Origin of the sequence: Lonsdalea britannica (assembly GCF_003515985.1) — a bacterium.
Taxonomy (GTDB): Bacteria; Pseudomonadota; Gammaproteobacteria; order Enterobacterales; family Enterobacteriaceae; genus Lonsdalea; species Lonsdalea britannica.
Window position 1 is genome coordinate 429,697 of the sequence record NZ_CP023009.1, and the last position, 22,744, is coordinate 452,440.

General features: G+C 60.3%; 21 protein-coding genes and 1 pseudogene. 12 read left to right on the top strand and 10 right to left on the bottom strand.

The window, feature by feature from the left end; translation table 11 throughout:
• Nucleotides 1-35: 35 nt before the first annotated feature.
• On the bottom strand, nucleotides 36-452 hold the full coding sequence (locus CKQ53_RS02110; protein WP_085651116.1) for a hypothetical protein: 417 nt from the start codon (nucleotides 450-452) through the stop codon (nucleotides 36-38).
• Between the two features lie 244 nt (nucleotides 453-696).
• Between CKQ53_RS02110 and CKQ53_RS02115 the strand changes: the two genes are divergently transcribed.
• The 7 genes from CKQ53_RS02115 to CKQ53_RS02145 all read left to right on the top strand — a co-directional run bounded on the left by CKQ53_RS02115 (nucleotide 697) and on the right by CKQ53_RS02145 (nucleotide 5,179).
• Complete coding sequence (locus tag CKQ53_RS02115; RefSeq protein WP_094118411.1) at nucleotides 697-1,428, top strand: YggS family pyridoxal phosphate-dependent enzyme; 732 nt, start codon at nucleotides 697-699, stop codon at nucleotides 1,426-1,428.
• Nucleotides 1,429-1,462: 34 nt separating this feature from the next.
• Entirely contained in the window at nucleotides 1,463-2,284 is an 822-nt protein-coding gene (gene proC, locus CKQ53_RS02120) for a pyrroline-5-carboxylate reductase (protein ID WP_085651115.1), read from the top strand.
• 57 nt (nucleotides 2,285-2,341) lie between these two features.
• A complete protein-coding gene (locus CKQ53_RS02125; protein WP_085651114.1) occupies nucleotides 2,342-2,896 on the top strand; it encodes a YggT family protein in 555 nt (184 codons plus the stop codon).
• Complete coding sequence (gene yggU, locus CKQ53_RS02130; protein WP_085651113.1) at nucleotides 2,893-3,198, top strand: DUF167 family protein YggU; 306 nt, start codon at nucleotides 2,893-2,895, stop codon at nucleotides 3,196-3,198. Before CKQ53_RS02125 ends, yggU begins: the two co-directional genes overlap by 4 nt.
• Nucleotides 3,199-3,205: 7 nt before the next feature.
• The gene (locus CKQ53_RS02135) at nucleotides 3,206-3,799 is read left to right on the top strand and encodes an XTP/dITP diphosphatase (protein ID WP_118894600.1); all 594 of its coding nucleotides are present in this window, start codon (nucleotides 3,206-3,208) and stop codon (nucleotides 3,797-3,799) included.
• Nucleotides 3,792-4,928, top strand: a complete 1,137-nt coding sequence (gene hemW, locus CKQ53_RS02140) for a radical SAM family heme chaperone HemW (RefSeq protein WP_094118410.1) — start codon at nucleotides 3,792-3,794, stop codon at nucleotides 4,926-4,928. Before CKQ53_RS02135 ends, hemW begins: the two co-directional genes overlap by 8 nt.
• A 122-nt stretch (nucleotides 4,929-5,050) precedes the next feature.
• Complete coding sequence (locus CKQ53_RS02145; protein WP_085651110.1) at nucleotides 5,051-5,179, top strand: entericidin A/B family lipoprotein; 129 nt, start codon at nucleotides 5,051-5,053, stop codon at nucleotides 5,177-5,179.
• 214 nt (nucleotides 5,180-5,393) lie between these two features.
• Here CKQ53_RS02145 and CKQ53_RS02150 read toward each other — a convergent pair whose 3' ends face one another.
• The 3 genes from CKQ53_RS02150 to aas are packed head-to-tail and all read right to left on the bottom strand — an operon-like array spanning nucleotide 5,394 to nucleotide 9,251.
• Nucleotides 5,394-5,867, bottom strand: coding sequence for a GNAT family N-acetyltransferase (locus CKQ53_RS02150; RefSeq protein WP_085651109.1), 474 nt, complete (start codon nucleotides 5,865-5,867; stop codon nucleotides 5,394-5,396).
• A 28-nt stretch (nucleotides 5,868-5,895) separates the two neighbouring features.
• On the bottom strand, nucleotides 5,896-7,092 hold the full coding sequence (gene lplT, locus CKQ53_RS02155; RefSeq protein WP_085651108.1) for a lysophospholipid transporter LplT: 1,197 nt from the start codon (nucleotides 7,090-7,092) through the stop codon (nucleotides 5,896-5,898).
• The gene (aas, locus tag CKQ53_RS02160; protein WP_094118409.1) at nucleotides 7,089-9,251 is read right to left on the bottom strand and encodes a bifunctional acyl-ACP--phospholipid O-acyltransferase/long-chain-fatty-acid--ACP ligase; all 2,163 of its coding nucleotides are present in this window, start codon (nucleotides 9,249-9,251) and stop codon (nucleotides 7,089-7,091) included. The genes lplT and aas overlap by 4 nt, the downstream gene beginning before the upstream one ends.
• Before the next feature lie 622 nt (nucleotides 9,252-9,873).
• On the opposite strand from aas, the gene CKQ53_RS02165 reads away from it, so the two are divergent.
• Nucleotides 9,874-10,896, top strand: a complete 1,023-nt coding sequence (locus tag CKQ53_RS02165) for a LacI family DNA-binding transcriptional regulator (protein ID WP_085651106.1) — start codon at nucleotides 9,874-9,876, stop codon at nucleotides 10,894-10,896.
• Between the two features lie 13 nt (nucleotides 10,897-10,909).
• Here the strand turns inward: CKQ53_RS02165 and CKQ53_RS02170 are convergent, their stop codons facing one another.
• From CKQ53_RS02170 to lysA, 4 genes and pseudogenes are all read right to left on the bottom strand, one after another.
• A complete protein-coding gene (locus CKQ53_RS02170) occupies nucleotides 10,910-12,076 on the bottom strand; it encodes a CdaR family transcriptional regulator (protein WP_085651160.1) in 1,167 nt (388 codons plus the stop codon).
• Between the two features lie 94 nt (nucleotides 12,077-12,170).
• Nucleotides 12,171-13,342 (bottom strand): annotated as a pseudogene (locus tag CKQ53_RS02175) (glycerate kinase family protein).
• An 11-nt stretch (nucleotides 13,343-13,353) separates the two neighbouring features.
• Nucleotides 13,354-14,661 carry a GntP family permease gene (locus CKQ53_RS02180; protein WP_085651104.1) on the bottom strand — a complete coding sequence of 436 codons (1,308 nt, stop codon included), beginning with the start codon at nucleotides 14,659-14,661 and terminating at the stop codon, nucleotides 13,354-13,356.
• Between the two features lie 272 nt (nucleotides 14,662-14,933).
• Nucleotides 14,934-16,196 (bottom strand): diaminopimelate decarboxylase, encoded by a 1,263-nt coding sequence (gene lysA, locus CKQ53_RS02185; RefSeq protein ID WP_094118408.1) that lies wholly within the window; start codon nucleotides 16,194-16,196, stop codon nucleotides 14,934-14,936.
• 128 nt (nucleotides 16,197-16,324) lie between these two features.
• On the opposite strand from lysA, the gene CKQ53_RS02190 reads away from it, so the two are divergent.
• Nucleotides 16,325-17,275, top strand: a complete 951-nt coding sequence (locus CKQ53_RS02190) for a LysR family transcriptional regulator (RefSeq protein ID WP_094118439.1) — start codon at nucleotides 16,325-16,327, stop codon at nucleotides 17,273-17,275.
• Between the two features lie 46 nt (nucleotides 17,276-17,321).
• On the opposite strand, the gene CKQ53_RS02195 is transcribed toward CKQ53_RS02190, so the two are convergent.
• Nucleotides 17,322-18,104, bottom strand: a complete 783-nt coding sequence (locus CKQ53_RS02195) for a hypothetical protein (protein ID WP_118894602.1) — start codon at nucleotides 18,102-18,104, stop codon at nucleotides 17,322-17,324.
• A 372-nt stretch (nucleotides 18,105-18,476) separates the two neighbouring features.
• Here CKQ53_RS02195 and dusA point away from each other — a divergent pair, with 372 nt between their 5' ends.
• Both dusA and pspG read left to right on the top strand, forming a co-directional pair.
• Nucleotides 18,477-19,433, top strand: coding sequence for a tRNA dihydrouridine(20/20a) synthase DusA (dusA, locus tag CKQ53_RS02200; protein WP_244201036.1), 957 nt, complete (start codon nucleotides 18,477-18,479; stop codon nucleotides 19,431-19,433).
• A gap of 162 nt (nucleotides 19,434-19,595) precedes the next feature.
• Nucleotides 19,596-19,820 (top strand): envelope stress response protein PspG, encoded by a 225-nt coding sequence (gene pspG, locus CKQ53_RS02205; protein ID WP_094118405.1) that lies wholly within the window; start codon nucleotides 19,596-19,598, stop codon nucleotides 19,818-19,820.
• Between the two features lie 405 nt (nucleotides 19,821-20,225).
• On the opposite strand, the gene CKQ53_RS02210 is transcribed toward pspG, so the two are convergent.
• On the bottom strand, nucleotides 20,226-21,209 hold the full coding sequence (locus CKQ53_RS02210; RefSeq protein WP_085651098.1) for a quinone oxidoreductase: 984 nt from the start codon (nucleotides 21,207-21,209) through the stop codon (nucleotides 20,226-20,228).
• A 119-nt stretch (nucleotides 21,210-21,328) separates the two neighbouring features.
• On the opposite strand from CKQ53_RS02210, the gene dnaB reads away from it, so the two are divergent.
• The gene (dnaB, locus tag CKQ53_RS02215; RefSeq protein WP_085651097.1) at nucleotides 21,329-22,738 is read left to right on the top strand and encodes a replicative DNA helicase; all 1,410 of its coding nucleotides are present in this window, start codon (nucleotides 21,329-21,331) and stop codon (nucleotides 22,736-22,738) included.
• The last annotated feature ends 6 nt before the right edge of the window (nucleotides 22,739-22,744 follow it).

Genomic DNA, 22,744 nt, shown 5'->3' on the forward strand with positions numbered 1-22,744 from the left:
CTGGCCCCGTCCGGAAAGGCGAGCGATTTTCGGCGTTACAGCGCGCTCAGAGAATAAGACTGTTGTTCCTGAGAGCCATCGGAGTAGGTTTCGCTGATGTCGAGCGCATCGCCATGAATGCGATAAGTGATAATTTCATCGGCGGGGTCGTTGCGCCAGCGTCCAATGCTATCGGGATTGTTACTGGCCCACAGCACGCGGTTGTCCGCCAGTTTGCATTTGATCGCCCAGCGAGAGCGGTCGCCCGGTCGGAAGTAATGCACATAGGCGATACCATTTTCGACGGCGTCAAGGTTCATGATCTGGGTACTACGTCCAAAAATTAACGAGGTGGTCGCTTTGCAAATCTTGCCGATAGGGGGGGACGAAGGAGCGGCGGCGCGGGCTGAATCAGCCATGAAGGGAAGGAGCAAGGCGACGCCGACGGTCGCGATTGTTTTCTTTTTATTCATTGAAAATTCCATGTATATAGCGGTCACCTTTTAAACTGTCGAACTTAGCAAACTGGCAGGTTGACGCCGAACCCGTTCAGCTGGCTGGGTGTTAGCTTAGACCAAACTCTTCCAAACGCGGGTTTTTTTATGCAGTTGGGAACTCAGTCCGCCGGACAGGTTACCCTTCAAGGTGCAGATCCAGGTCATTCTGTTTTACACTATCTGCCGAACCGATATTTCAAATCACACATAAGCCTCCTGAATGACTATGAGCACGAACCTTACGACACAGACGGTGCAGCAGAATCTACAGGGCGTCAGGCAGCAAATTTCTGCGGCGGCCGAACGCTGCGGACGCCTTCCCGAAGACGTCACGCTGCTGGCCGTCAGCAAGACCAAACCCCTCAGCGCGATCGAAGCGGCGATCGAAGCCGGACAGCGCGCCTTCGGCGAAAATTACGTCCAGGAAGGCGTCGATAAAATCCTGCATTTCCGCGCCGCGAAGCCCGATATGCCGTTGGAATGGCACTTCATCGGTCCTTTGCAGTCCAACAAAAGCCGACTGGTGGCGGAGCACTTCGACTGGTGCCACACTATCGATCGCCTGCGCATTGCGCAGCGCCTGAACGATCAGCGTCCGGACGGGCTGCCGCCGCTCAATGTCCTGCTACAGGTTAATATCAGCCAGGAAGCGAGCAAGTCCGGCATGATGGCGGACGCCTTGCCCGCGCTGGCCGCCAGCGTCGCGGCGATGCCCCGCCTGCGCCTGCGCGGCCTGATGGCGATCCCCGCGCCGGAAAGCGACTATGAGCGACAGCTCGCCGTTTTCCGCCAGCTGTCCGATCTTTTTCAGCAACTCAGGAGCGGCTATCCTCAGGTGGATACCCTTTCCATGGGCATGACTGACGACATGCCAGCGGCTATCGCCGCAGGCAGCACGCTGGTGCGCATTGGCACGGCGATTTTTGGCGCGAGAGATTATTCCGCCGCCTGACGCTTAACAGACACCCGACTACAGCGAGAATCCGATGGAACACCGTAAAATTGCCTTTATTGGCGCAGGTAACATGGCGCAGGCCATCATTGCCGGCTTAATCGACGGCGGCTATCCCGCCACACACATTGCCGTGAGCGCCCCGACGGCGACGCGTCGCGATGCGTTGGCCAGAGAGTATGGCGTCATCAGCTCCGGCGACAACGTCGACTGCGTGCAACAGGCCGACGTCGTGGTGCTGGCGGTGAAACCTCAGCTGATGGCGGACGTGTGCTCATCGCTGGCGTCGAGCGTCGACTTCAGTGACAAGCTGGTGCTGTCCATCGCCGCGGGCGTCAGCGTCGCGCGTTTTCAGTCGCTGCTGGGCAAGCCGCTGAATATCGTCCGGATCATGCCTAACACGCCTTCTCTGGTCTGTCAGGGGATGAGCGGACTGTATGCGCCCGATAACGTGAGCAAGGCTGACCGCGACTTTACCAGCAGCCTGATGAGCAGCGTCGGCGAAGTCTGCTGGGTTGATGAGGAAGCGCAGATTAACGGCGTCATCGCCGCCGCGGGCAGCGCCCCGGCCTACTTCTTCCTGTTTATGGAAGCCATGCAGCGGGAAGCCGAACGTCAGGGATTTGATGCCCAAACGGCACGCCAGCTGGTTCAGCAGGCCGCCACCGGCGCCGCCGCGCTGGTCGCCGCCAGCCCGGACAAAGCTTTGTCTACCCTGCGTGAAAATGTCACCTCCAAGGGCGGCACCACGGCGGAAGCGCTGCGGGTATTCAACGAACAGCATCTGGCTGAAACCGTGTCGGAGGCCATGCAGGCCGCCGTCGCTCGCGCCAAAGAAATGGAAAAGCTGTTTTAATCGTGGCCTTTTCCACACACGACCTCATCCTCTGACCCGAAAGGAACCGTTGCATTTATGCTTACTCTGACGTTTCTAGTCAAAACGCTAATCGACCTGTATGTGATGGTGCTGCTGTTGCGCATCTGGATGCAGTGGTCGCGCAGCGATTTTTATAATCCGCTGTCGCAGTTCGTGGTCAAACTGACCCAGCCGATCGTCGGACCGCTGCGCCGCATCATCCCCTCGCTCGGCCCTATCGATAGCGCATCGCTGCTGCTGGCGTTTCTGCTGACGACCCTGAAATACCCGCTGCTGCTGCTGATTCAGGTCGGCGCGCTGTCGCTCAGCCCGATGAATCTGCTGGTCGGGCTGCTGTCGTTGGTCAAATCCGCAGGTTATCTGGTGTTCTGGATGGTGATCATCCGTTCGCTGATGAGCTGGATCAGCCAGGGCCGCAGCCCGGTCGACTACCTGCTCCACCAGCTGACGGAGCCGCTGATGGCGCCGATCCGCCGCATACTGCCTGCGATGGGCGGCCTCGACTTCTCCGCGATGGTCGTCATCCTGATCCTGTATCTGCTGAACTACCTCGGCATGGATTTGTTCCCCGGACTGTGGTTCCTGCTGTGAGTGCAGTCAGCTACGATCGGGACGAACTGGTGATTCGGCTGTACATACAGCCGAAAGCCAGCCGCGACCAGATTGTCGGCCTGCACGGCGAAGAGCTGAAGGTGGCGATCACCGCACCGCCGGTCGACGGTCAGGCCAACGCGCATCTGGTCAAATTTCTCTCCAAGCAGTTTCGCGTCGCCAAAAGCAAAGTGATTATTGAAAAAGGCGAGCTGGGTCGGCATAAACAGATCAAAATCGTCGATCCCCAGACGATCCCCGCCAACGTCGCGGAACTCATCGCTTCACCTTCTCAGGACTGAATAACTGATGCAAAAAGTCGTATTAGCCACCGGCAATGCCGGTAAAGTGCGTGAGCTCGCCGATCTGCTGGCGGATTTCGGGCTGGACATCGTGGCGCAGACCGATCTGGGCGTGGACTCCGCCGAAGAGACCGGCCTGACGTTTATTGAAAACGCCATCCTCAAGGCCCGTCACGCCTCGCGGATCACCGGGCTACCCGCCATCGCCGACGACTCGGGTCTGGCCGTGGATGCGCTGGCTGGCGCGCCGGGGATCTACTCCGCGCGCTATGCGGGCGAAGACGCCGACGACCAGCAGAATCTCAACAAGCTGTTGGACGCTCTGCAGGACGTGCCGGATGACCAACGCACCGCCCGTTTTCACTGCGTGCTGGTGTTCCTGATGCATGCCGACGACCCGACGCCGCTGGTGTGTCACGGCAGCTGGCAGGGCACTATCGCCCGTGAACCGGCGGGCGGCGGCGGTTTTGGCTATGACCCGATTTTCCTCGTGCCGGACGCAGGCGTCACCGCCGCAGAACTGACCCGCAGCGAAAAGCTGAGCCGTTCCCACCGTGGTAAAGCGCTTCGCCAATTGCTGGATGCCCTGCGCAATGCTTAAGCTGCCTCCACTCAGCCTCTACATCCATATTCCCTGGTGCGTGCAGAAATGTCCGTACTGCGACTTCAACTCGCACGCGCTCAAAGGCGAGGTGCCGCACGGGGAATATGTGGATCACCTGCTGGCCGATCTGGATGCGGATCTAGCGATGGCGCAAGGGCGTCCGCTGCATTCGATCTTCATCGGCGGCGGCACGCCCAGCCTGCTGAGCGCCGAAGCGATGCAGCAGTTGATGGACGGCGTGCGCGCCAGACTGGAACTGGTGCCCGAGGCCGAAGTCACGATGGAGGCCAACCCCGGCACCGTCGAGGCCGACCGCTTCAGCGGCTACCAACAGGCGGGCATCAATCGTATTTCCATCGGCGTACAAAGTTTCAGCCCGGACAAACTCCAGCGTCTGGGCCGCATCCACGGGCCGGAAGAGGCGAAACGCGCCGCGCGACTGGCCGAACAGTTGGGCCTGCGCAGCTTCAACCTCGACCTGATGCACGGCTTGCCGCAGCAGTCGCTGGAAGAGGCGCTGGACGATTTACGTCAGGCTATCGCGCTGAACCCGCCGCACCTGTCGTGGTATCAGCTCACCATCGAACCCAACACGCTGTTTGGCTCCCGCCCGCCGACGCTGCCGGACGACGACGCGCTCTGGGACATTTTCAGCGCCGGCCATGAGCTGTTGAGCGCCGCGGGCTATCAGCAGTATGAAACCTCGGCCTACGCCCGCCCCGGCTACCAGTGCCAGCACAACCTGAACTATTGGCGCTTCGGCGACTATCTCGGGATCGGTTGCGGCGCGCACGGCAAGCTGACGTTCGCGGACGGACGCATCGTGCGCACCGCCAAAACCCGCCATCCGCGCGGCTACATGCGGGGCGAGTATCTGCATCAAACGACAGACGTGCCGTTAAATGACCGTCCGTTCGAATTCTTTATGAACCGCTTCCGGTTGCTGGAGCCTGCGCCACGCGCCGATTTCACGGACTATACTGGACTGACGGAGCAGGCGATCCGCCCGCAGATCGACGCGGCGCTGGCGCGAGGTTTTCTGACCGAAACCGACCGCCACTGGCAGATCACCGAGCACGGCAAACTGTTCCTGAATACGCTGCTGGAAGGCTTTCTCGCCGACTGATTCGCCGCCCGTCGTCATGCCGCATAAAAATCGCTGGCGACGCGATAAAGCGCATTGAACTCGCAGGCGAGAATATGACAAAGTGCAGACAGGACTGAGACTGAGATAGCAGGTAAACCACGATGAAAAACATCACAATACTAACGGCCGTACTGTTGATGACCGCTGTCCTGAGCGGTTGTAACACCACGCGCGGATTTGGTCAGGACGTTCAGAAGCTCGGCAGCTCCATCTCCCGTACCGCCAGCTAAACCCTTAAAGCACCAGGCGCACATCGCCCCAAGCGTTATCCACACGCTCGGGGCGTTTTTGCCTCTGCGCCTGATTTTCTCCGACTTATTGTTTGTACGCATTCACTTCGACCGCTGCGGCACTGCGGCTCGCGAGCAGAAATAACTGAAGGGAAGGAAAGGCAAAACGAGAGGATTTCCCGTTCAGCAACGCACGCGCTGAACGGGAACATGATCAATCCGCGGAAGGCAGAGACGCGAGGAACATATCAACGTGCGGTATCCCGTCTTCCTCATAGGCCTCGCCGACGGCGACAAAACCCAGCTGACGGTAGAAGTCTTGCAGGTGCGCCTGCGCCGACAAATAGCACGGACGCTGAGGCCAGTGACGAGCACAGGCCGACAGCGCCTGCGCCATCAGTTGATGCCCCATCTTCTGTCCACGCGCCTCGGCGGAGACGATCACGCGGCCGATGGCGACCGCGTCGCGCTCAGGCGTCGGCGCCAATAAACGCGCATAGGCCAGCAGTTGCCCCTGTCGGCAGGCGACGATATGGCGATGGCCCGGCGTCAGATCCTGCCCGTCGATGTCCTGATACGGGCAGGTTTGTTCCACAATAAACACCTGATTACGTAGCCGCAGCACGTCATACAGCGTCTGTACCGTCAGATCGTCGACGCCCCAGTCATGCCACTCCACCGTCTTCATCACGTCGCCACACTCCTCACGCACGTCATCAACGCTTAACGCGTCCCCATGCCCACAGGACGGCAATCGCCAGCGCGAACAATGCGCCGAAGCCAATCCCGATCGCCATCACCGGCACGCCGAGCTTCACGACCAGCGAGTACAGCGCCAGCATCAGCAGCATCGCGCCGTTTTCCATCAGGTTTTGCACCGCGACGGCGTTGCCCGCGCCGACGCTGGCCTTGCCGATTTCCTGCAACAGCGCATTGAGCGGCACGATGAAGAAACCGCCCAGCGCACCAAGGATCAGCAGGCAGGTGTAGGCGCCGAACAGGCTGTGCTGCAACGTGAAGAACACCACCATCACGCCGATCATCACCCCGGCTGGCAAACAGCGGCGCACGGTTTTCAGCGTCACCAGACGCCCGGCCGCCCCCGCGCCGAAGACGATCCCCACGGCGACCATCGCGTTCAGCAGCGTGGGCGTCGAGTTGTCGCTGATACCCAGCGCCAGCGGCACCCAGAGCACCAACAGAAAACGCAGCGTCACGCCCGCGCCCCAGAACAGGCTGGTGCCCAGCAGAGACAACCGCGTTTCACCGTTCGCCCACAACATGCGGCAGGCATGGATGAAAGCGCCCACCATCTGCCGGGGATGCCATGAACTGCCGCTTTTCGCCGCGTTCAGACGCGGGATCAGCAGGTTAGCCGCCAGTGCAATGCCGTAGGCCAGCGCACAGACGCCTAGCGCCGCGCCCAAATGCCAGTCCGCCAGCATACCGCCCGCGACCGAACCGATCAGAATGGCGGCGATGGTGGAGGCTTCCATCAGGCCGTTGGCCTTCACCAGCTGATCGCCGTGGCTGATTTCGCCCAGAATGCCGTACTTGGCGGGCGAATACGCCGCCGCGCCAACACCGACCAGCGTATAGCCCAGGAAAGGGTTGCCGCCCACGCAAATCAGCAGCGCGCCCGCCAGCTTCAGGGCATTCGCCAGCATCATGACGCGGCCTTTGGAGAAGCTGTCCGCGAACTGGCCGACAAACGGCGCCAGCAGGATATAGGCCGCGACGAATCCCATCTGTAGAAACGGCTGGCTCCAGTCGGGATACAGCAGCGATTTCACCAGCGCCAACGTCGCGAACAGCAGCGCATTGTCACCGAAGGCGGAAAAGAACTGCGCTGCCATCACGGCGATCATGCCCCGTGAAAGCAGCGGCGTCGTTGGGGTTGAGACCGGGTTCATGCGGTGCGCTCCTGATCTTCCGCCATCTGACGCAGCGTGACGAAATCCGGCTTGCCGCTGCCCAACATCGGCAACGCCTTCACATAGCGAATATCACGCGGCACCGCCAGCTCTGGGACGCCGTGCTGGCGCGCCTGCACCTGCAATTGGTCACGCGTCAGATCGGCGTCGGTGGTGAACAGCACCAGCGCTTCCCCTTTGCTGCTGTCGCTACGCGCGCTGGCCGCGTGCTGCGCGTTTGGGGACGCCTGCAACGCCAACTGCTCCACGCTTTCCAGCGAGACCATTTCGCCCGCCAGTTTAGCGAACCGTTTCACGCGCCCCACGATGGCGCAGAAACCCTGTTCATCCAGTGTGACGATATCGCCGGTGTCATACCAGCCGTCTTCCCGCTCACCCTGCGCGTTTTCGGCGGCAGGCGCTTCCAGGACGCCGGGCTGTTCGACGCGGAGATACCCTTTCATCACGTTCGGTCCACGCAGTTGCAAACGAGCGCCCGCGGTAATTCCCGGCACCGGGATCAGGCGTCCTTCCATCTCCGGCAGCAGTTGTCCGACGGTATGGGGTTTGGCCGCCATCGGCACGTTTATCGCAACCACAGGCGCGCATTCCGTGACGCCATAACCTTCCAGAATGCGAATGCCGAAACGTTCCTGCCACAGATCACGCGTGGTATCCGAGAGTTTTTCCGCCCCGGCGACGACGTAACGCAATCGGGTGAAGTCGTATGGGTGCGCATAGCGCGCATAGTTGCCCAGGAAGGTCGAGGTGCCGAACAGCACGGTGCAATTACGGTCATACACCAGCTCCGGCACGATGCGGTAATGCAAAGGACTGGGATACAGAAACACTTTGGCGCCGGTCATCAACGGCGTCAGCAACCCCACCGTTAGCCCAAAAGCATGAAACAGCGGCAGCGCGGACATGAAACGATCTTGCGGCGTGAAGTCGGACACCGTGCGGATCTGTTCGACGTTCGCCAGCAGGCTGCTGTGCGTATGCACCACGCCTTTCGGGTGCCCCTCAGAACCCGAAGTAAACAGGATCATCGCAGCATCGTCAGGCTCCTGCGGCACCATCGCCTGCGCGGGGAAGAGCAGATGGAACAGGATCCACAGCTTATCGACGATCGTCACCGTCCCCTTCAGATCTTCCAGATAGACCCAGTTAACGTCTTTCACCTCCTGGGGGAGATGGGTCAGCTTGCCTTTTTCAAGAAACTGGCGCGAGGTCACGATCGTTTTGAGGCTGGCCGCCAAAATCGCGCTCTGCAGCCCTTTCGTCCCAGCGGTGTAGTTGAGCATCGCCGGGACACGGCCGCTCAGGGAGCAGCCCAGAATAGCGGCGGCGGTGACAGTCGCGTTCGGCAGCAGCAGGCCGACGTGCTCTTTGTCTGCCGTGAAGCGTTGCAGGATCCGCGATACCCCCAGCGATTTTTTCAGCAGGCCGTGGTAGCTGTCTTCCTGCATGGCGACGTCTTCAATACTGGAGGAGCCGTAACCATAGCGGCCGCAGGCGGCCAAAAAGGCCTGATATAACGTATGGCGAGGTCGCACCGCCATCCGGGCTTCCATCATGATGCGGTGCAGATGCTCGCCCGCCAGCTCACGGCGCTCACGCGCACTACTGGCATCCGGCATCGGCAGCTTCACGGCGGGCAGCCAATGCAGGGAGATCTGCGGGAAGAGACGCCGCCTCACCACGCCGCGCAGACGGCCGAAGAACGTGAACTCCGGTCCTTCCAGACGCACCGGGACGACGGTCGCCCCTGAACGCGCCGCCACAAACGCCGCGCCGCTGTAGATTTTCATCAGAGCGCCGGTCACCGTGATGCGCCCTTCCGGGAACACCACCACCGGCCGCCCCTGCTCCACCACGCGGATCAGGTGTTTGATGGCCATTGGCTGTGTCGGGTCCAGCGCCACAAAATCCACAAACTTCTTCGTCCACTGCATAAACCAACGGTCAGCGATGGTGGAGTAGACGGCAAAAATCGGTTTTTCTTGCAGAGGCAGGAACAAGGCCAGCAGCACGCCGTCCATAAAGGACGCGTGATTCGGCGTAATCAGGAGTTTTGACTGCCGGAAGACACGATCATCCCCGGTGATTTCGATACGGTACAGGCGACGCAACAGCCAGCGTAGTGCGTTATAAATCATCCCATCTCCCTAGGTAACCCCCCTCGCTGGCACACCATCGGCGCAACGTTTGCGCGGGGTTTTAAACGAATTTAATGGCACAAAATACTATAGCCAACCCATTGCCACCAGAATAAGCGTCTTTACGACGAGCACTGGTACGATACCGCGGCCGAAAACCAGGAGGAGAAGGTGAATCGCGTAACAGGGATGACTGCGGCGGACGCTAAAGGGTCGATTCAGGCAGGGATTTGCGCGCAGCGAAAGGGACAGAATGTCTCAAACGGGAGTAAACGACAGGCAAAAAAAAACCTACGCATCCGCGTAGGTTGGTGAAATAAATATGGTTCATGGTGAACATCACATCCACTTGTCACCCATTAATACCTCTGGGACTTTCACTCTAGAGAGTCGGGTATTTATTCTCTAGTCGCGAATCGCAAGATAACTGCACGAAGTGCAACCATCTGTAAAATTCTGACCCGCCATGTAATCACGTCGGGTGATTAGGGCTATTTCCAAGCTCTAACGAGGGGCGTCGTCGTCCTGAAACGCCGTCGCGCGCCCGCACCCTGTGCGCGCTTTTTCGCCCTTGTGATAGTATGCGAACTCAGACCGATCAACTGAAAACGGGTATAACGCCATGAAAACCATGCTTGATGTGGCTCACCACGCCGGTGTTTCGAAAGCGACCGTGTCGCGCGTGCTTAATGGCACCGGCCAGGTCAAAGCCAGCACGCGGGAAACCGTTTTCAAGGCCATGGCCGAGTTGGGCTACCGGCCTAACTTTCTCGCGCGTTCGCTGGCCAATCGCAGTTCCAACAGCATCGGGCTCGTCGTCTCCCACTTCGATGGCCCCTACTTCGGTCGCCTGCTGCGACGGGCCGCAGAACTGACCGAAAGCAGCGGCAAACACCTGATCGTCACCGACGGACACGATACGCCGGAAGACGAACGCCAGTCGGTTCAACTGCTGGCCGACCGTCGCTGCGACGCCATCATTCTTTATACCCGCCACATGTCCGAGCAGGAGCTGATGACGCTACTGGCGGAGTCCAGTGTCCCGATTGTGGTCATCAACCGCGATTTGCCGCAGAGGCGCGATCGCAGCGTCGTCTTTGAACAACAGCGCGCGGCGTTTCAGGTCGTCGACTATCTGATCACCCAAGGCCACCGCGAGATCGCCTGCATCACCGGACCGATGACCACGCCGACCTCACAGGCTCGCCTCTCCGGCTATGAAGCCGCACTGCGTCACCACGGTCTGGCGATCGATCCCCTGCGGATCGTCCACGGCGATAGCAGCGTGGAGAGCGGCTATCTCGCCGCGCATGCCCTGCTGGCCCGCGGGGTCGAGTTCAGCGCGCTGTTCTCCAGCAATGATGATATGTGTATCGGCGCGATGAAGGCGTTCAGCGAAGCAGGCAAAACGTTGCCGGAGGATCTGTCCCTGTTCGGCTTTGACGATGAGCCGAACGCCGCCTTTCTGAGTCCGTCGTTGTCAACGGTGTATCTGCCGATCGAAGAGATGATGAGCGCCGCCATTCAGCAGGCGCTACGTCTGATTTCCGGCGAGGAAGCCGCCCCGCTGACGCCGTTCACCGGCGAGCTGAAAATTCGCGATTCCGTCCGACCCGGACCTTACGCCCCCGCCGCCCATCCATAATCGGCTCGGCGAATCACCCGTCTTCCAGCTGGAGCGCGATATACAGCAACAGGCGGTCGTCGACGCGGGAGAGGTTCAGTCCGGTAATGTCCGAGATACGGTGCAAACGGTATTCCAGCGTATTTTTATGGATATACAGCGCGTTGGCCGTGACCGTGTTTTGCAGGTTGTAGCAGAACCAGCTGTAGAGCGTTTTGCGAAAGATCCCGTTGCCGTCCATCGCCCGCAGCCGTCTTAGCGGCTGCATCAGCTCATTGGCCTGCCAGCCGCCGCGCAGGCTGTCCAGCAGCACCGGCAGCGCCATATCCTGATAGCTGTAGCAATGCGCGTCAGGCTGACGCTGTTTGCCCACTTTCATGGTGGTCTTCGCCGTCTGATAGGAGCGTTGCAGGCCGCCTTCGCCGGGGAAAAAGTTGCCCAACGCCAGCCGCACCCGCAGGGGGCTTTCATCATGCAGACGCTGGTATAACAGCTGGATACGCCGCAGATGCGCGTCGGGATCCCAGCGGCCATGCTCGGATAGCGGCTGCAACACCACCATCTCGGTCAAAGAGACTATCGCCATCAGCCCCTCTTCCCGCTCCGACGCCATGCCCGGCTCCGTCAGCAGGTTCTGAAACTGCTGTAGCTCGGTCATCGCCGTACTGACGCCCAACTGGCCGCTGTCCAACTCGACCACCAGTGCGACGCGCGGTTTTTGCAGGTCTATCCCCAACCGCCGCGCCCATTCGCTGACCGTCTCGGAGTAGGTATCGCTGCGGATCAGGTTCAACACCAGCTCTTCGCGCTGACGGCTGTTGCGCGCCAGCAGCTGCATAAGCCGCGCCTGCTCCAGCATCATTTCCGCCGTCATGCAGACCAGTTCGCCATACTGGCGCAGTCCGTCCGGTTGACCCGTTAAGCCCACCACCCCGACGATCACGCCGTCGAGCCGCAGAGGAAGATTGATGCCGGGTTTCACGCCCTGCAAGATGTGCATGGACGCGTCGTCGATGGTGACGATACGTTCCTGCGTGAGCGCCAACAGCGCGCCCTCATGAATTTCGCCGATACGCTCCTTGTCGCCGCTGCCGATAATTCTCCCCGTCGCATCCATCACGTTCACGTTGCATTCGATGATCTGCATCGTGCGCGCGACAATGGCACCGGCCAGCGTGGCGTCAAAATGGTAATCCGACATGTCTTTTCTCCAGACGGTGACGCAGACGAGCGGCATCACCGCGCTCGCCTGCACACTCAGCCTAGCATGATCGCGCCCCGACGAAATGCCGGGGCTAACTTCTGGACGCCGCTCTCGCCTGGGAAATACGGATTAAGCGGCCGATGTTTTCACAGGCCCGTTCCATATTCGCAGGCCCCTCTTGCAACAAGGACGCCAGCGGATCGGCGCGGGGGATCATCCCGAAGATGACATCGATCCCTTCCTCATAGAGAGATTCGATGCCGTCGCCGACGCAGCCGGACACGGCGATCACCGGCACCTGCAGCGCCTGCGCGGTCTTCGCCACGCCATAAGGCGTTTTGCCGAAGCGGGTCTGACTGTCGATGCGCCCCTCGCCCGTCAAGCAGTAGTCCGCCCCCGTAACGTGTCCCGCAGGCCGCTGTATTCGATGACGATATCAATGCCTTTTTGCATCACACAGCGCGTGAAAGCCATCAGCCCCGCCCCCAGTCCGCCTGCGGCACCCGCCCCCGGCGCCGTCGCCACGGATTTGCCCAACTGCTGTAACACCACGTCGGCATAGTGAGACAGGTTGGCGTCCAGCTGAGCCACCATCTCCGGCGTCGCCCCCTTTTGCGGTCCAAAGACGTGGGAAGCGCCCTGCTCGCCGCACAGCGGATTAGTGACGTCGCAGGCCACGATGATCTCGACCTGCGCCAGACGCGGATCCAGTCCACTCACGTCAATGCGCTTCAGCTGTCCGAGCGCCCCGCCGCCGCGCGGCAGCGGTTTATCGTCGCCGTCGAAGAAGCGAGCGCCAAGCGCTTCGGCCATCCCCGCGCCGCCGTCGTTGGTCGCGCTGCCGCCGATTCCGAGGATGATTTTTTCTATCCCCTTATCCAGACAGGCGCGGATCAGTTCGCCGGTGCCGTAGGTCGTCGTCACCTGCGGGTTGCGGGTCTGCGCATTGACGTGGTGGATACCGCTGGCGGAGGCCATTTCAATCACCCCCACATCACCGTCGCCCATGATGCCGTAGACCGCGTCCACCGGCGTACCTAGCGGCCCGGTCACCGACAGGTGAAACAGCTCGCCCTGGGTGGCGTCGACCAGCGACTGCACAGTGCCTTCGCCGCCGTCCGCCATCGGGACATGAATGTAGTTCGCTTCGGGAAAGACCTTGCGCAGCCCTTTCTCCATCGCCACGCAGACCTCTTTCGCGGTCATGCTCTCTTTGAATGAATCCGGCGCCAGTACAAAGGTTTCATGTTTCATAGGAATCATCTCGTCACGGGTTAAAGGAGGCCGTACAGCACGGTGGCGATTATCGTCATGGTGCCGCCCACCATCGCTTCATAAGGAATGAGCGACATACGTTGGCGCAGCGCCATGTTCATGCTGCCGGCGGTCACGTGGAAGTAGTTGCCCTGCGGCAGAGAGTCGATCACGGTTGCCCCGGTGTGCACCATGACCGCGGAGGCGATCGGACTGCCGCCGACGTTGGCGATAGCGCTGCCGAACGTGCCGGTCGCCAGAATGACGCCGGTGGACGTCGACGCCGTCGCTGCCGCCATCAGGATCCCGGAAATCGGCGCCAGGAACGTGCCTGAGATCCCCATCAGGTTGATGATCGCCACCACCTGCGTCGACAGATTCGACGCCGCAATCAGACCGGCTATCGCCCCGGCGCCGATCAGGATCAGGACCGTCGCCGTCATTTTCTCCAGCCCGGACGCGGTGTAGGCGATCAGTTTTCGATGCTGTCCCATCGCCAGCAGGCCGACGATCCCGGCGATGGGCAGGACGTACAGCGCATCCAGCTTACACTCGGAGAGCAGCGGGATATGCAGGATCGAGCCGATAGGATTGATCATCAGCAGGATCACCGCCACCAGCGGCGCAACGATCGCCTGATGCAGCGGCGGGTAGCGTTTGTCGCCCGCGGGCTGATGCGCGGACAGCGCGGCGACTTCCTCTTCGGTCACCTTGGCGCCTTTGTTTTTCAACAAACCCGCGATCAGGATCGTCATCAGCAAACCGCCCACAGCGGGAATGAAACCGGCGATCATCACATCGCTCAAGGTGATGTGGAAACCGTTGGCCGCCGCAATGGCGTTCGGATTCGGGGAAATGATGTTGCCCGCCTTGCCGCCGCCGGAGAGCGCCAACAGCAGCGCCATCTTCGAGATCCCCATTTTATTGCCGACCGACAGCGCGATGGGCGCGACGATCAGCACCGCGACCGGGATAAACACGCCGACGGCGGTGATGATCATAGTGGCTAACGCCAGCGCCAGGATCGCCTTGCCCTCGCCCATTTTTTTCACCACCGCCTGAGCGATAGTTTCCGCCGCGCCGGACTCCATCATCACGCCAGCCAGTACCCCGGCGGCCAGTACGCGGATGACCGTCCCCATCACGCTTTGCGTCCCGGTGGTCAGTAAAGCCAGCGTCTGATCAAGACTCGCGCCGCCGATCACGGCACCCGCGATGGCACCGAAAAACAGCGAATAGACAGGATTTATTTTTCTCAGAATCAAGAAGATGGCAATGAATAGACCGATTAAAGCTCCATACCAACCAAGGGGTTCCATGCCGTTCATAGTATGACCTCTTTATTGTTATATCTGTTGCATAGGGTAGAGAAACGGTGTTGCGACGACGGGCGCCAATAAGGTAAAGCCACGATTTGATAGCCCTTATTTTAGGGCTGGCGGTGGTATTCACCTATGTGCGCAAACACAAAATAAGCACGGGAAATCACGGAGAAAACCGTGTGGAAAGACAAGACGGGGAGAGACCTATCACAGACGTGAGGAGCGATGAGACCAAGAGATGACGCCCCTCCCTGATGCAGGGAGAGGCGAGAGAAGGATTACAGCTGTTCCAGCGCCAGCAGCTCTTCCACCGTCTGTCGACGGCGGATCAGGCGCGGCTCGCCGTCTTCGAATAACACTTCCGGCAGCAGCGGACGGCTGTTGTAGTTAGACGACATCGACGCGCCATAGGCCCCGGTGTCGTGGAAAACCAGATAGTCTCCGACGTTGGCGTCCGGCAGGGCGATGGTTTCGACGCCGCCGCCCGCCTGCTGGGTAAAGACGTCGCCGGACTCGCACAGCGGCCCTGCTACGACCGTGTCGCGCAGCGCGGCGCCATCCACGGCGCGGCCATCTCCCGGCAATAAGGTGATGTGGTGATAGCTGCCGTACATCGCCGGGCGCATCAGATCGTTAAACCCGGCGTCGACCAGAACGAAGTGACGGCTGCCCATTGCCTTGACGGCCCGCACTTCCGCCACCAATACGCCCGCTTCCGCCATCAGGAAACGACCCGGTTCGATCTCCAGCGTGACCGGATGGCCGAGGTGCGCGGCGATACGCTCACGCGCGCCGTTCCACAGCCCGTAATAGTGTTGCGTATCGATCGACTCTTCGCCGTCACGGTAAGGGATGGAGAGACCACCGCCTGCGGAGATGGCGTCCAGATCCTGACCGAAGTCGATCACCTGCTGCACCATCGCATCGCACACCTGTTCCAGATGACCGTAGTCCACGCCGGAGCCAATGTGCATGTGCATGCCCACCAGTTTGAGCTGATGGCGTTCGATCGCCGCCAGCGCCAGCGGCAAATCGCCGTACCAGATACCGTGCTTGCTGTTTTCGCCGCCCGTATTGGTTTTCTGGCTGTGTCCGTGACCGAAGCCCGGATTAACGCGCAGCCAGACCGGATGCCCCGGTGACACGGCGCCGAGCTGATGCAGCATGTCCACGGAACCGGCGTTGACGGGAATGTTCAGCGCCGCCACCCGTTCCAGCGTGGCGTGATCCAGCAGATCGGCGGTAAAGACGATTTCATGATCCGGCGTTCCCGGCTGGAATCCGGCGGCCAGCGCACGCTCGATCTCGCCCAGCGAGACGGAGTCGACCTTGACGCCGTGCTGGCGCATCAACGCCAGAATATGAATGTTGGAACACGCCTTCTGGGCGAAACGGATGGTGTCGAAGTCGCGCAGCTGGGCGATGCGGCTGACGATGGTGTCGGCATCGTAGGCCCAGACCGGGCAGCCGAAACGTGACGGCAGCGCCCGCAGGCTGTCTGCATTGAGTGCGTGAGAAGCGGTATTAAGATCGTGCGGCATAGGGTCAAAACCTGATCAATCAAATCATGTCTGCATTGTGCGAAATCCCCCGCGAGGGAGACAAATATCCTTTTACGCAGAGTCTATTCATTTATGATATGGCTTTATCCCCAAGCGAGGTGTCTACCGTGGCCGCCATCTCCCTGCGACATATCGAAATTTTTCATGCCGTGATGACCACCGGCAACCTGACGGAAGCCGCCAGCCTGCTCAATACGTCGCAGCCGACGGTGAGCCGCGAGCTGGCGCGTTTCGAGCATCTCATGCAGATGGCGTTGTTCGAACGGGTGCGCGGCCGCCTGCATCCGACCGCGCAGGGGCTACAGCTCTTTGAAGAGGTCCAGCGTTCTTATTACGGACTCGACCGGATTGTCAGCGCCGCCGATGATATCCGGCGCTTTCAGCAGGCGCAGCTGTCCATCGCCTGCCTGCCGGTCTTTTCCCAGTCCCTGCTGCCGGAAGTGTGTCAGCCGCTGCTGGCGGAATACCCGACGCTCAATCTGCATATTATTCCCCAGGAGTCGCCGCTGCTTGAAGAGTGGCTGTCCGCGCAGCGTCACGATCTGGGGCTGACCGAAAACAGCGCGACGCCCGCAGGCACCGAGCGTCAGACGCTGATGCAGCTCAGCGAAGTGTGCGTGCTGCCGTCCCGCCATCCGCTCGCCAGCAAGCCGGTGCTGACGCCGGAAGATTTTCGCCACCAGCCGTTTATTAGCCTGTCCAGCGCGGACAGCTATCGTCAGTGGCTCGACCATCTGTTTCAGGAAGCAGGCGTGGAGCGCAGTATGGTGATGGAAACGCACAGCGCCGCCTCGGTCTGCGCGATGGTGCGCGCTGGCGTGGGCCTGTCCATCGTCAATCCGCTGACCGCCGCGGACTACGCCGCCTCGGGTCACGGCGTGGTCGTCCGCCGTTTCAGCATCGACGTCCCTTTTACCGTCAGCCTGATTCGCCCGCTGCACCGCCCCGCCTCTGCGCTGGTCGATACCGTGACCGAACACCTGCAACGGTTTGCACAGGCGTTTCCCGACCGCTTGCAGCGATTGATCGACGGCGAAGAGACGCTCGGTCAGGGATGAGTCACACGCAATGTGTCCGGTGCGTCGAACGCGCCGGACACTGCCGTCACTTCAGCTTGATATAAACGTTGGAAATCAGATTCTGATCGAAGATGTTTTTACGCACCTGTAAGCGGGGATCGTGGCTGGCCAGAAACAGAATGCGCGACATAATCACCACATCCTCCACCTCGGCGTAGCCTTTCGCCCACAGGGACAGCATCACCTTCGCGGTGAGCACCTTGACCGGCTGATAGTGCGCATTCACGACAGACACAATAATGTCGTCGAAGAAGTGCGTGGGCAGCGCCGCCAGCACGTCTTGATGTCTGACGATCAGGTGCCCGGCGTGATAGAGCGACGACAGCATATTTCGTGCGCCGGCAGTCAGCTCGGGAGTGATGGGATTGTTATTTTGCGGCAACGAGAAATCACGATAAATCCGCTGATAGTAGGCCTGCGTGCCTTCCTGAAACGCAGGCCGGGGCAGCTCTGCAAGATCCACACAGCGCAAGGCGATCTTATCGCCCGCGCGCGTATCTGCCAGCCAGATCAGAATTTCATACAGCAGAATTTCCTGCCGGGCGACGCCCAGATCGGCCCACAGGACCAGCGTCGAAACGTCCGCGTCGGCGAACCGAGTCGCCAGCTGTCCGTGGAGCGCAGCGCGTTCCTGAGACAGGTCTTTATAGGGATAGACTTCGTAACCGGCGGCGACAGACGCCTCGTCCTGTCGGCTTGAGAAGACGCCGTAAGTGAAATTATGTTGCAACAGATGAAACGGCAGACCGTCGAGGTAGGTCGAGAGATGACGGTAAAATCCGGCGTCCAGTATTAAATCACACTGCATAATTCCCCCAAGTGCATGAAAAACCGTTCTGAAAACGTGTATTGCCCGCATGACTCCGGCGCAGCAAGTGTAGCAATGCCTTCGGCGTTCCGCGCCGTCCCGCGTCGCGTTTTATGCAATATCGCTCCGGGGCTGCCGCCATCCTACACGTTCTCTGCGTTCGGCATCCGCGAGTTTGCGCGACCTTATGTTATATTAATGCAACATACGTTCGGCCCGGGTCGAACGCCGTTACCGACGCGCTGAGACAGCCTCCACACGCCAGAAAGTTTAGACATGCACCCAGACAATAAAGCTGAAAACTCGTTAGATCCCCGTCCGTCCTCCGATGCACAGGCCGCCTATCCGCTGTGCCGTTTTTCCGTCGCGCCTATGCTTGACTGGACAGATCGCCACTGCCGCTATTTTCACCGTCTGCTGAGTCGTCAGGCGCTGCTGTACACAGAAATGGTGACGACCGGCGCCATTATTCACGGTAAAGGGGACTATCTGGCGTATAGCGAGGAGGAGCACCCGGTGGCCCTCCAACTGGGCGGCAGCGATCCGGCGGCGCTGGCGCAGTGCGCGAAACAGGCCGAAGCCCGCGGCTACGACGAAATTAACCTGAACGTCGGCTGTCCGTCCGACCGCGTGCAGAACGGCCGCTTCGGCGCGTGCCTGATGGCCGATGCGGCGCTGGTAGCCGATTGCGTCAAGGCCATGCGCGACGTGGTCAGCATTCCCGTGACGGTAAAAACCCGCATCGGCATCGACGAACAGGACAGTTATCCGTTCCTGTGCGACTTCATCGATACGGTGGCGACGCGCAGCGGCTGCGACAATTTTACCGTCCATGCCCGTAAAGCCTGGCTGTCGGGCCTGAGTCCGAAGGAAAACCGCGAGATCCCGCCGCTGGATTATCCGCGCGTCTATCGGCTCAAACAGGATTTTCCCGCGTTGACCATCGCCCTCAACGGCGGGATTAAAACGCTGGCCGAAGCCCGTGAACATTTGCAGCATCTGGATGGCGTGATGGTGGGCCGCGAGGCGTACCAGAACCCCGGTATGCTAGCGCAGGTCGACCGCGAGCTGTTCGGCGCCGACACCGCGCCCGATCCGTTCAGCGTGGTGGAGTCGCTCTATCCGTACATCGAACGCGAGCTATCGCAGGGAGCGTATCTCGGCCATATCACGCGTCATATTCTGGGGCTGTTCCAGGGCGTGCCGGGCGCCAGACGCTGGCGTCGCTACCTGAGTGAAAACGCCCATCGTCCGGGCGCGGATGTGTCCGTCGTCGAGAAGGCGCTGTTGCTGGTGCCGCGTGACGCGGTGGAATCCGCTAATAGTTAGTGATTCTCGCCGGGGCGTAACGTCCCCGACCTCTCACCCCGCGAGTGAAATCAAGGGGTTAAGCCAACCCCGCATTGGCACGCTTCTTGTAATACCTCCTGTCAGGCGTTGATCGCCACTTTCGCCGGACCATGTCCGGCATCACACTGACAGGGGTACGCCATGTTTGAGATTTTCTTCGTCGTCGGTTTCTTCATTATGCTGTTAATGACCGGGCTGTCGCTGCTGGGCGTGCTCGCCGCGTTGCTGGCGGCCACCGTTTTCATGCTGCTCGGCGGCCTGTTTGTCATGGCGCTCAAGGTGCTGCCATGGCTGCTATTGGCCGTCGCCGCGGTCTGGATATGGCGCTGCTACCAGCAAAAACAGCGCCAGCGCTATTACCGGTAGACCCGTGCCAGGCGGAGAGAGGGAGCGGGAGAAACACATCGTCAAAACTGTGCGTGAACGATGAGTTTTTGATTCATCAGACGGGTACTCTTTGGGTCTGTCAGCCTGTGCGCGTTTCACCCCGAACCGCGCACAGGCGACAACTTGTTTTCATCAACGTCGGGACCCATAACAATGACGCCGTACAGGCTCCTCTCCCGACAAGCCGCTGTACCCTACAAGACAGCGCGATGAAAATCCGCCGCGCGACCGTCGCCTTTTACCGGGCGGTTGGGCGCATCCACCCACGCCAGATTTAAACCTCACAGCCTCCCCCGGCGCCAGCCGGGGCAGCCCATCCGGCTTGACACATAACAACGCCCGCTTCGCGGGCGTTGTGCTTTCTGGCTCAGAACACGCGGAGTCTTACGGGATCAGCAGGCAAGAGCCTTGAGTCTGACGCCCCTCCAGCGCCAGATGCGCCTGTCGCGCATCGGCCAGCGCGAATTTTTGCGCCTCCGGTACGTCTACCGAAATCGCGCCGCTGGCGATCAGGGAAAACAGCGCATTGCAGGCTTCTTCAAGCTCTTCTCGATGGGTGATATAGCCGAACAGCGACGGCCGCGTGACGTACAGCGAGCCTTTCTTGTTGAGGATGCCCAGATCGACGCCGGTGACCGGCCCGGAGGCGTTGCCGAAACTCACCATCAATCCCCGGCGTTGCAGGCAGTCCAGCGACGCCTCCCAGGTGGCTTTCCCGACGGAGTCGTACACCACGCCGACCTTGTTGCCATCGGTCAACGCCACGACGCGCTGCACGATGTCTTCCTGCTGGTAGTTAATGGTCGCCCATGCGCCGGCCTTTTGCGCCAGCTCGGCTTTCTGCGCGGACCCTACCGTCCCAATCAGCCGAGCGCCCAGCGCTTTAGCCCACTGGCAGGCGATCAGCCCAACGCCGCCCGCCGCCGCGTGAAACAGAATGGTTTCGCCCGGCTGCACGTCGTAGGTTTTACGCAGCAGATAGTATACCGTCAGCCCTTTCAGGAAACTGGCCGCCGCCTGTTCGAAACTGATGGCATCCGGCAGCTTCGCCACTTTGTCCGCGGACACATTGTGCACCTGACTGTAAGCGCCCAGCCCGCCCTGCGCATAAACTACGCGGTCGCCTACCTGCAATGCCGAGACGTCGGCACCGACTTTCGTCACCACGCCTGCCGCTTCGCTACCCAGACCGGAGGGCAAGGACGGCGCGGGATACAGCCCGGAGCGGAAATAGGTGTCGATGAAGTTGACGCCGATGGCGCGGTTTTCGATCTGTACCTCGTCCCGGGCCGGTTCGGCGGGGAGATAGTCCACCAGCTCCAGCACCTCAGGTCCGCCGGGACTGCTGAATTGAATGCGCTTAGCCATATGCTCTCCAGATTCTTTCTCAATTTAGGGGTTCACGGTGACAGCGGGTGTCATTCCCGCTTTTCAGAGATACAATGCCCCCTTCCATTCTGGTAAATCAACCCGTAAGAACGCGCTTCATGGCAGAGAAGAAAAGATCCACCAATAAATCCGCAGAACCTCGCGACCGTCAGGTCGAAGGGCTAAAGCTCCCCCCACATTCATTGGAAGCGGAACAGTCTGTGTTGGGTGGACTGATGCTCGACAACGAGCGCTGGGACAACGTAGCAGAACGCGTCGTCACCAATGACTTCTTTAATCGCGCTCATCGGCTGATTTTCAGCGAAATGCAGCGTTTGCTGGAGATGAGCAAACCCATCGACCTGATTACCCTGTCAGAGTCGCTGGAGCAGAAAGGCGAACTGGAATCCGCCGGCGGCTTCGCCTATCTGGCCGAGCTGGCGAAGAACACCCCCAGCGCCGCGAACATCGGCGCCTACGCCGATATCGTGCGCGAACGCGCCGTCGTGCGTGAAATGATCGCCGTCGCCAACGAGATCGCCGACGCCGGTTACGATCCGCAGGGCCGCAGCAGCGAAGATCTGCTGGATCTGGCGGAATCCCGCGTCTTCCAAATCGCGGAAAACCGCGCCAGCAAGGACGAAGGTCCGAAAAGTATCGACCGCATTCTGGAAGACACCGTTTCCCGTATCGAGCAGCTTTATCAGCGCCCGCACGACGGGGTGACCGGGGTGTCCAGCGGCTATCAGGATCTGGATAAGAAGACGGCCGGTCTACAGAAATCCGACCTGATTATCGTGGCGGCCCGACCGTCCATGGGGAAAACCACGTTCGCCATGAACCTGTGCGAAAACGCCGCCATGACGCAGGAAAAGCCGGTGCTAATTTTCAGTCTGGAAATGCCCGGCGACCAGCTCATGATGCGTATGCTGGCGTCGCTGTCGCGCGTCGACCAGACCCGTATTCGTACCGGTCAGCTGGACGACGAGGATTGGGCGCGTATCTCCAGCACCATGGGGCTGCTGCTTGAAAAGCGCAACATGTACATCGATGACTCCTCCGGCCTGACGCCGACGGAAGTCCGTTCCCGCGCGCGTCGCGTCTTCCGCGAACATGACGGCCTCAGCCTCATCATGATCGACTACCTGCAGTTAATGCGGGTACCGTCGCTGTCGGAAAACCGAACGCTGGAAATCGCAGAAATTTCACGCTCGCTCAAAGCATTGGCGAAAGAATTGCAAGTGCCTGTTATCGCACTGTCCCAGCTTAACCGTAGTCTGGAGCAGCGCGCCGATAAACGTCCGGTCAACTCCGACCTGCGTGAGTCCGGCTCCATCGAACAGGACGCCGACTTGATCATGTTTATCTATCGTGACGAGGTTTATCACGAGAACAGCGACCTGAAAGGCATCGCTGAAATTATTATTGGGAAACAGCGTAACGGTCCCATCGGCTCGGTACGCCTGACCTTTAACGGGCAGTGGTCGCGGTTCGATAACTACGCCGGGCCACAGTACGATGATGAATAATGCGAT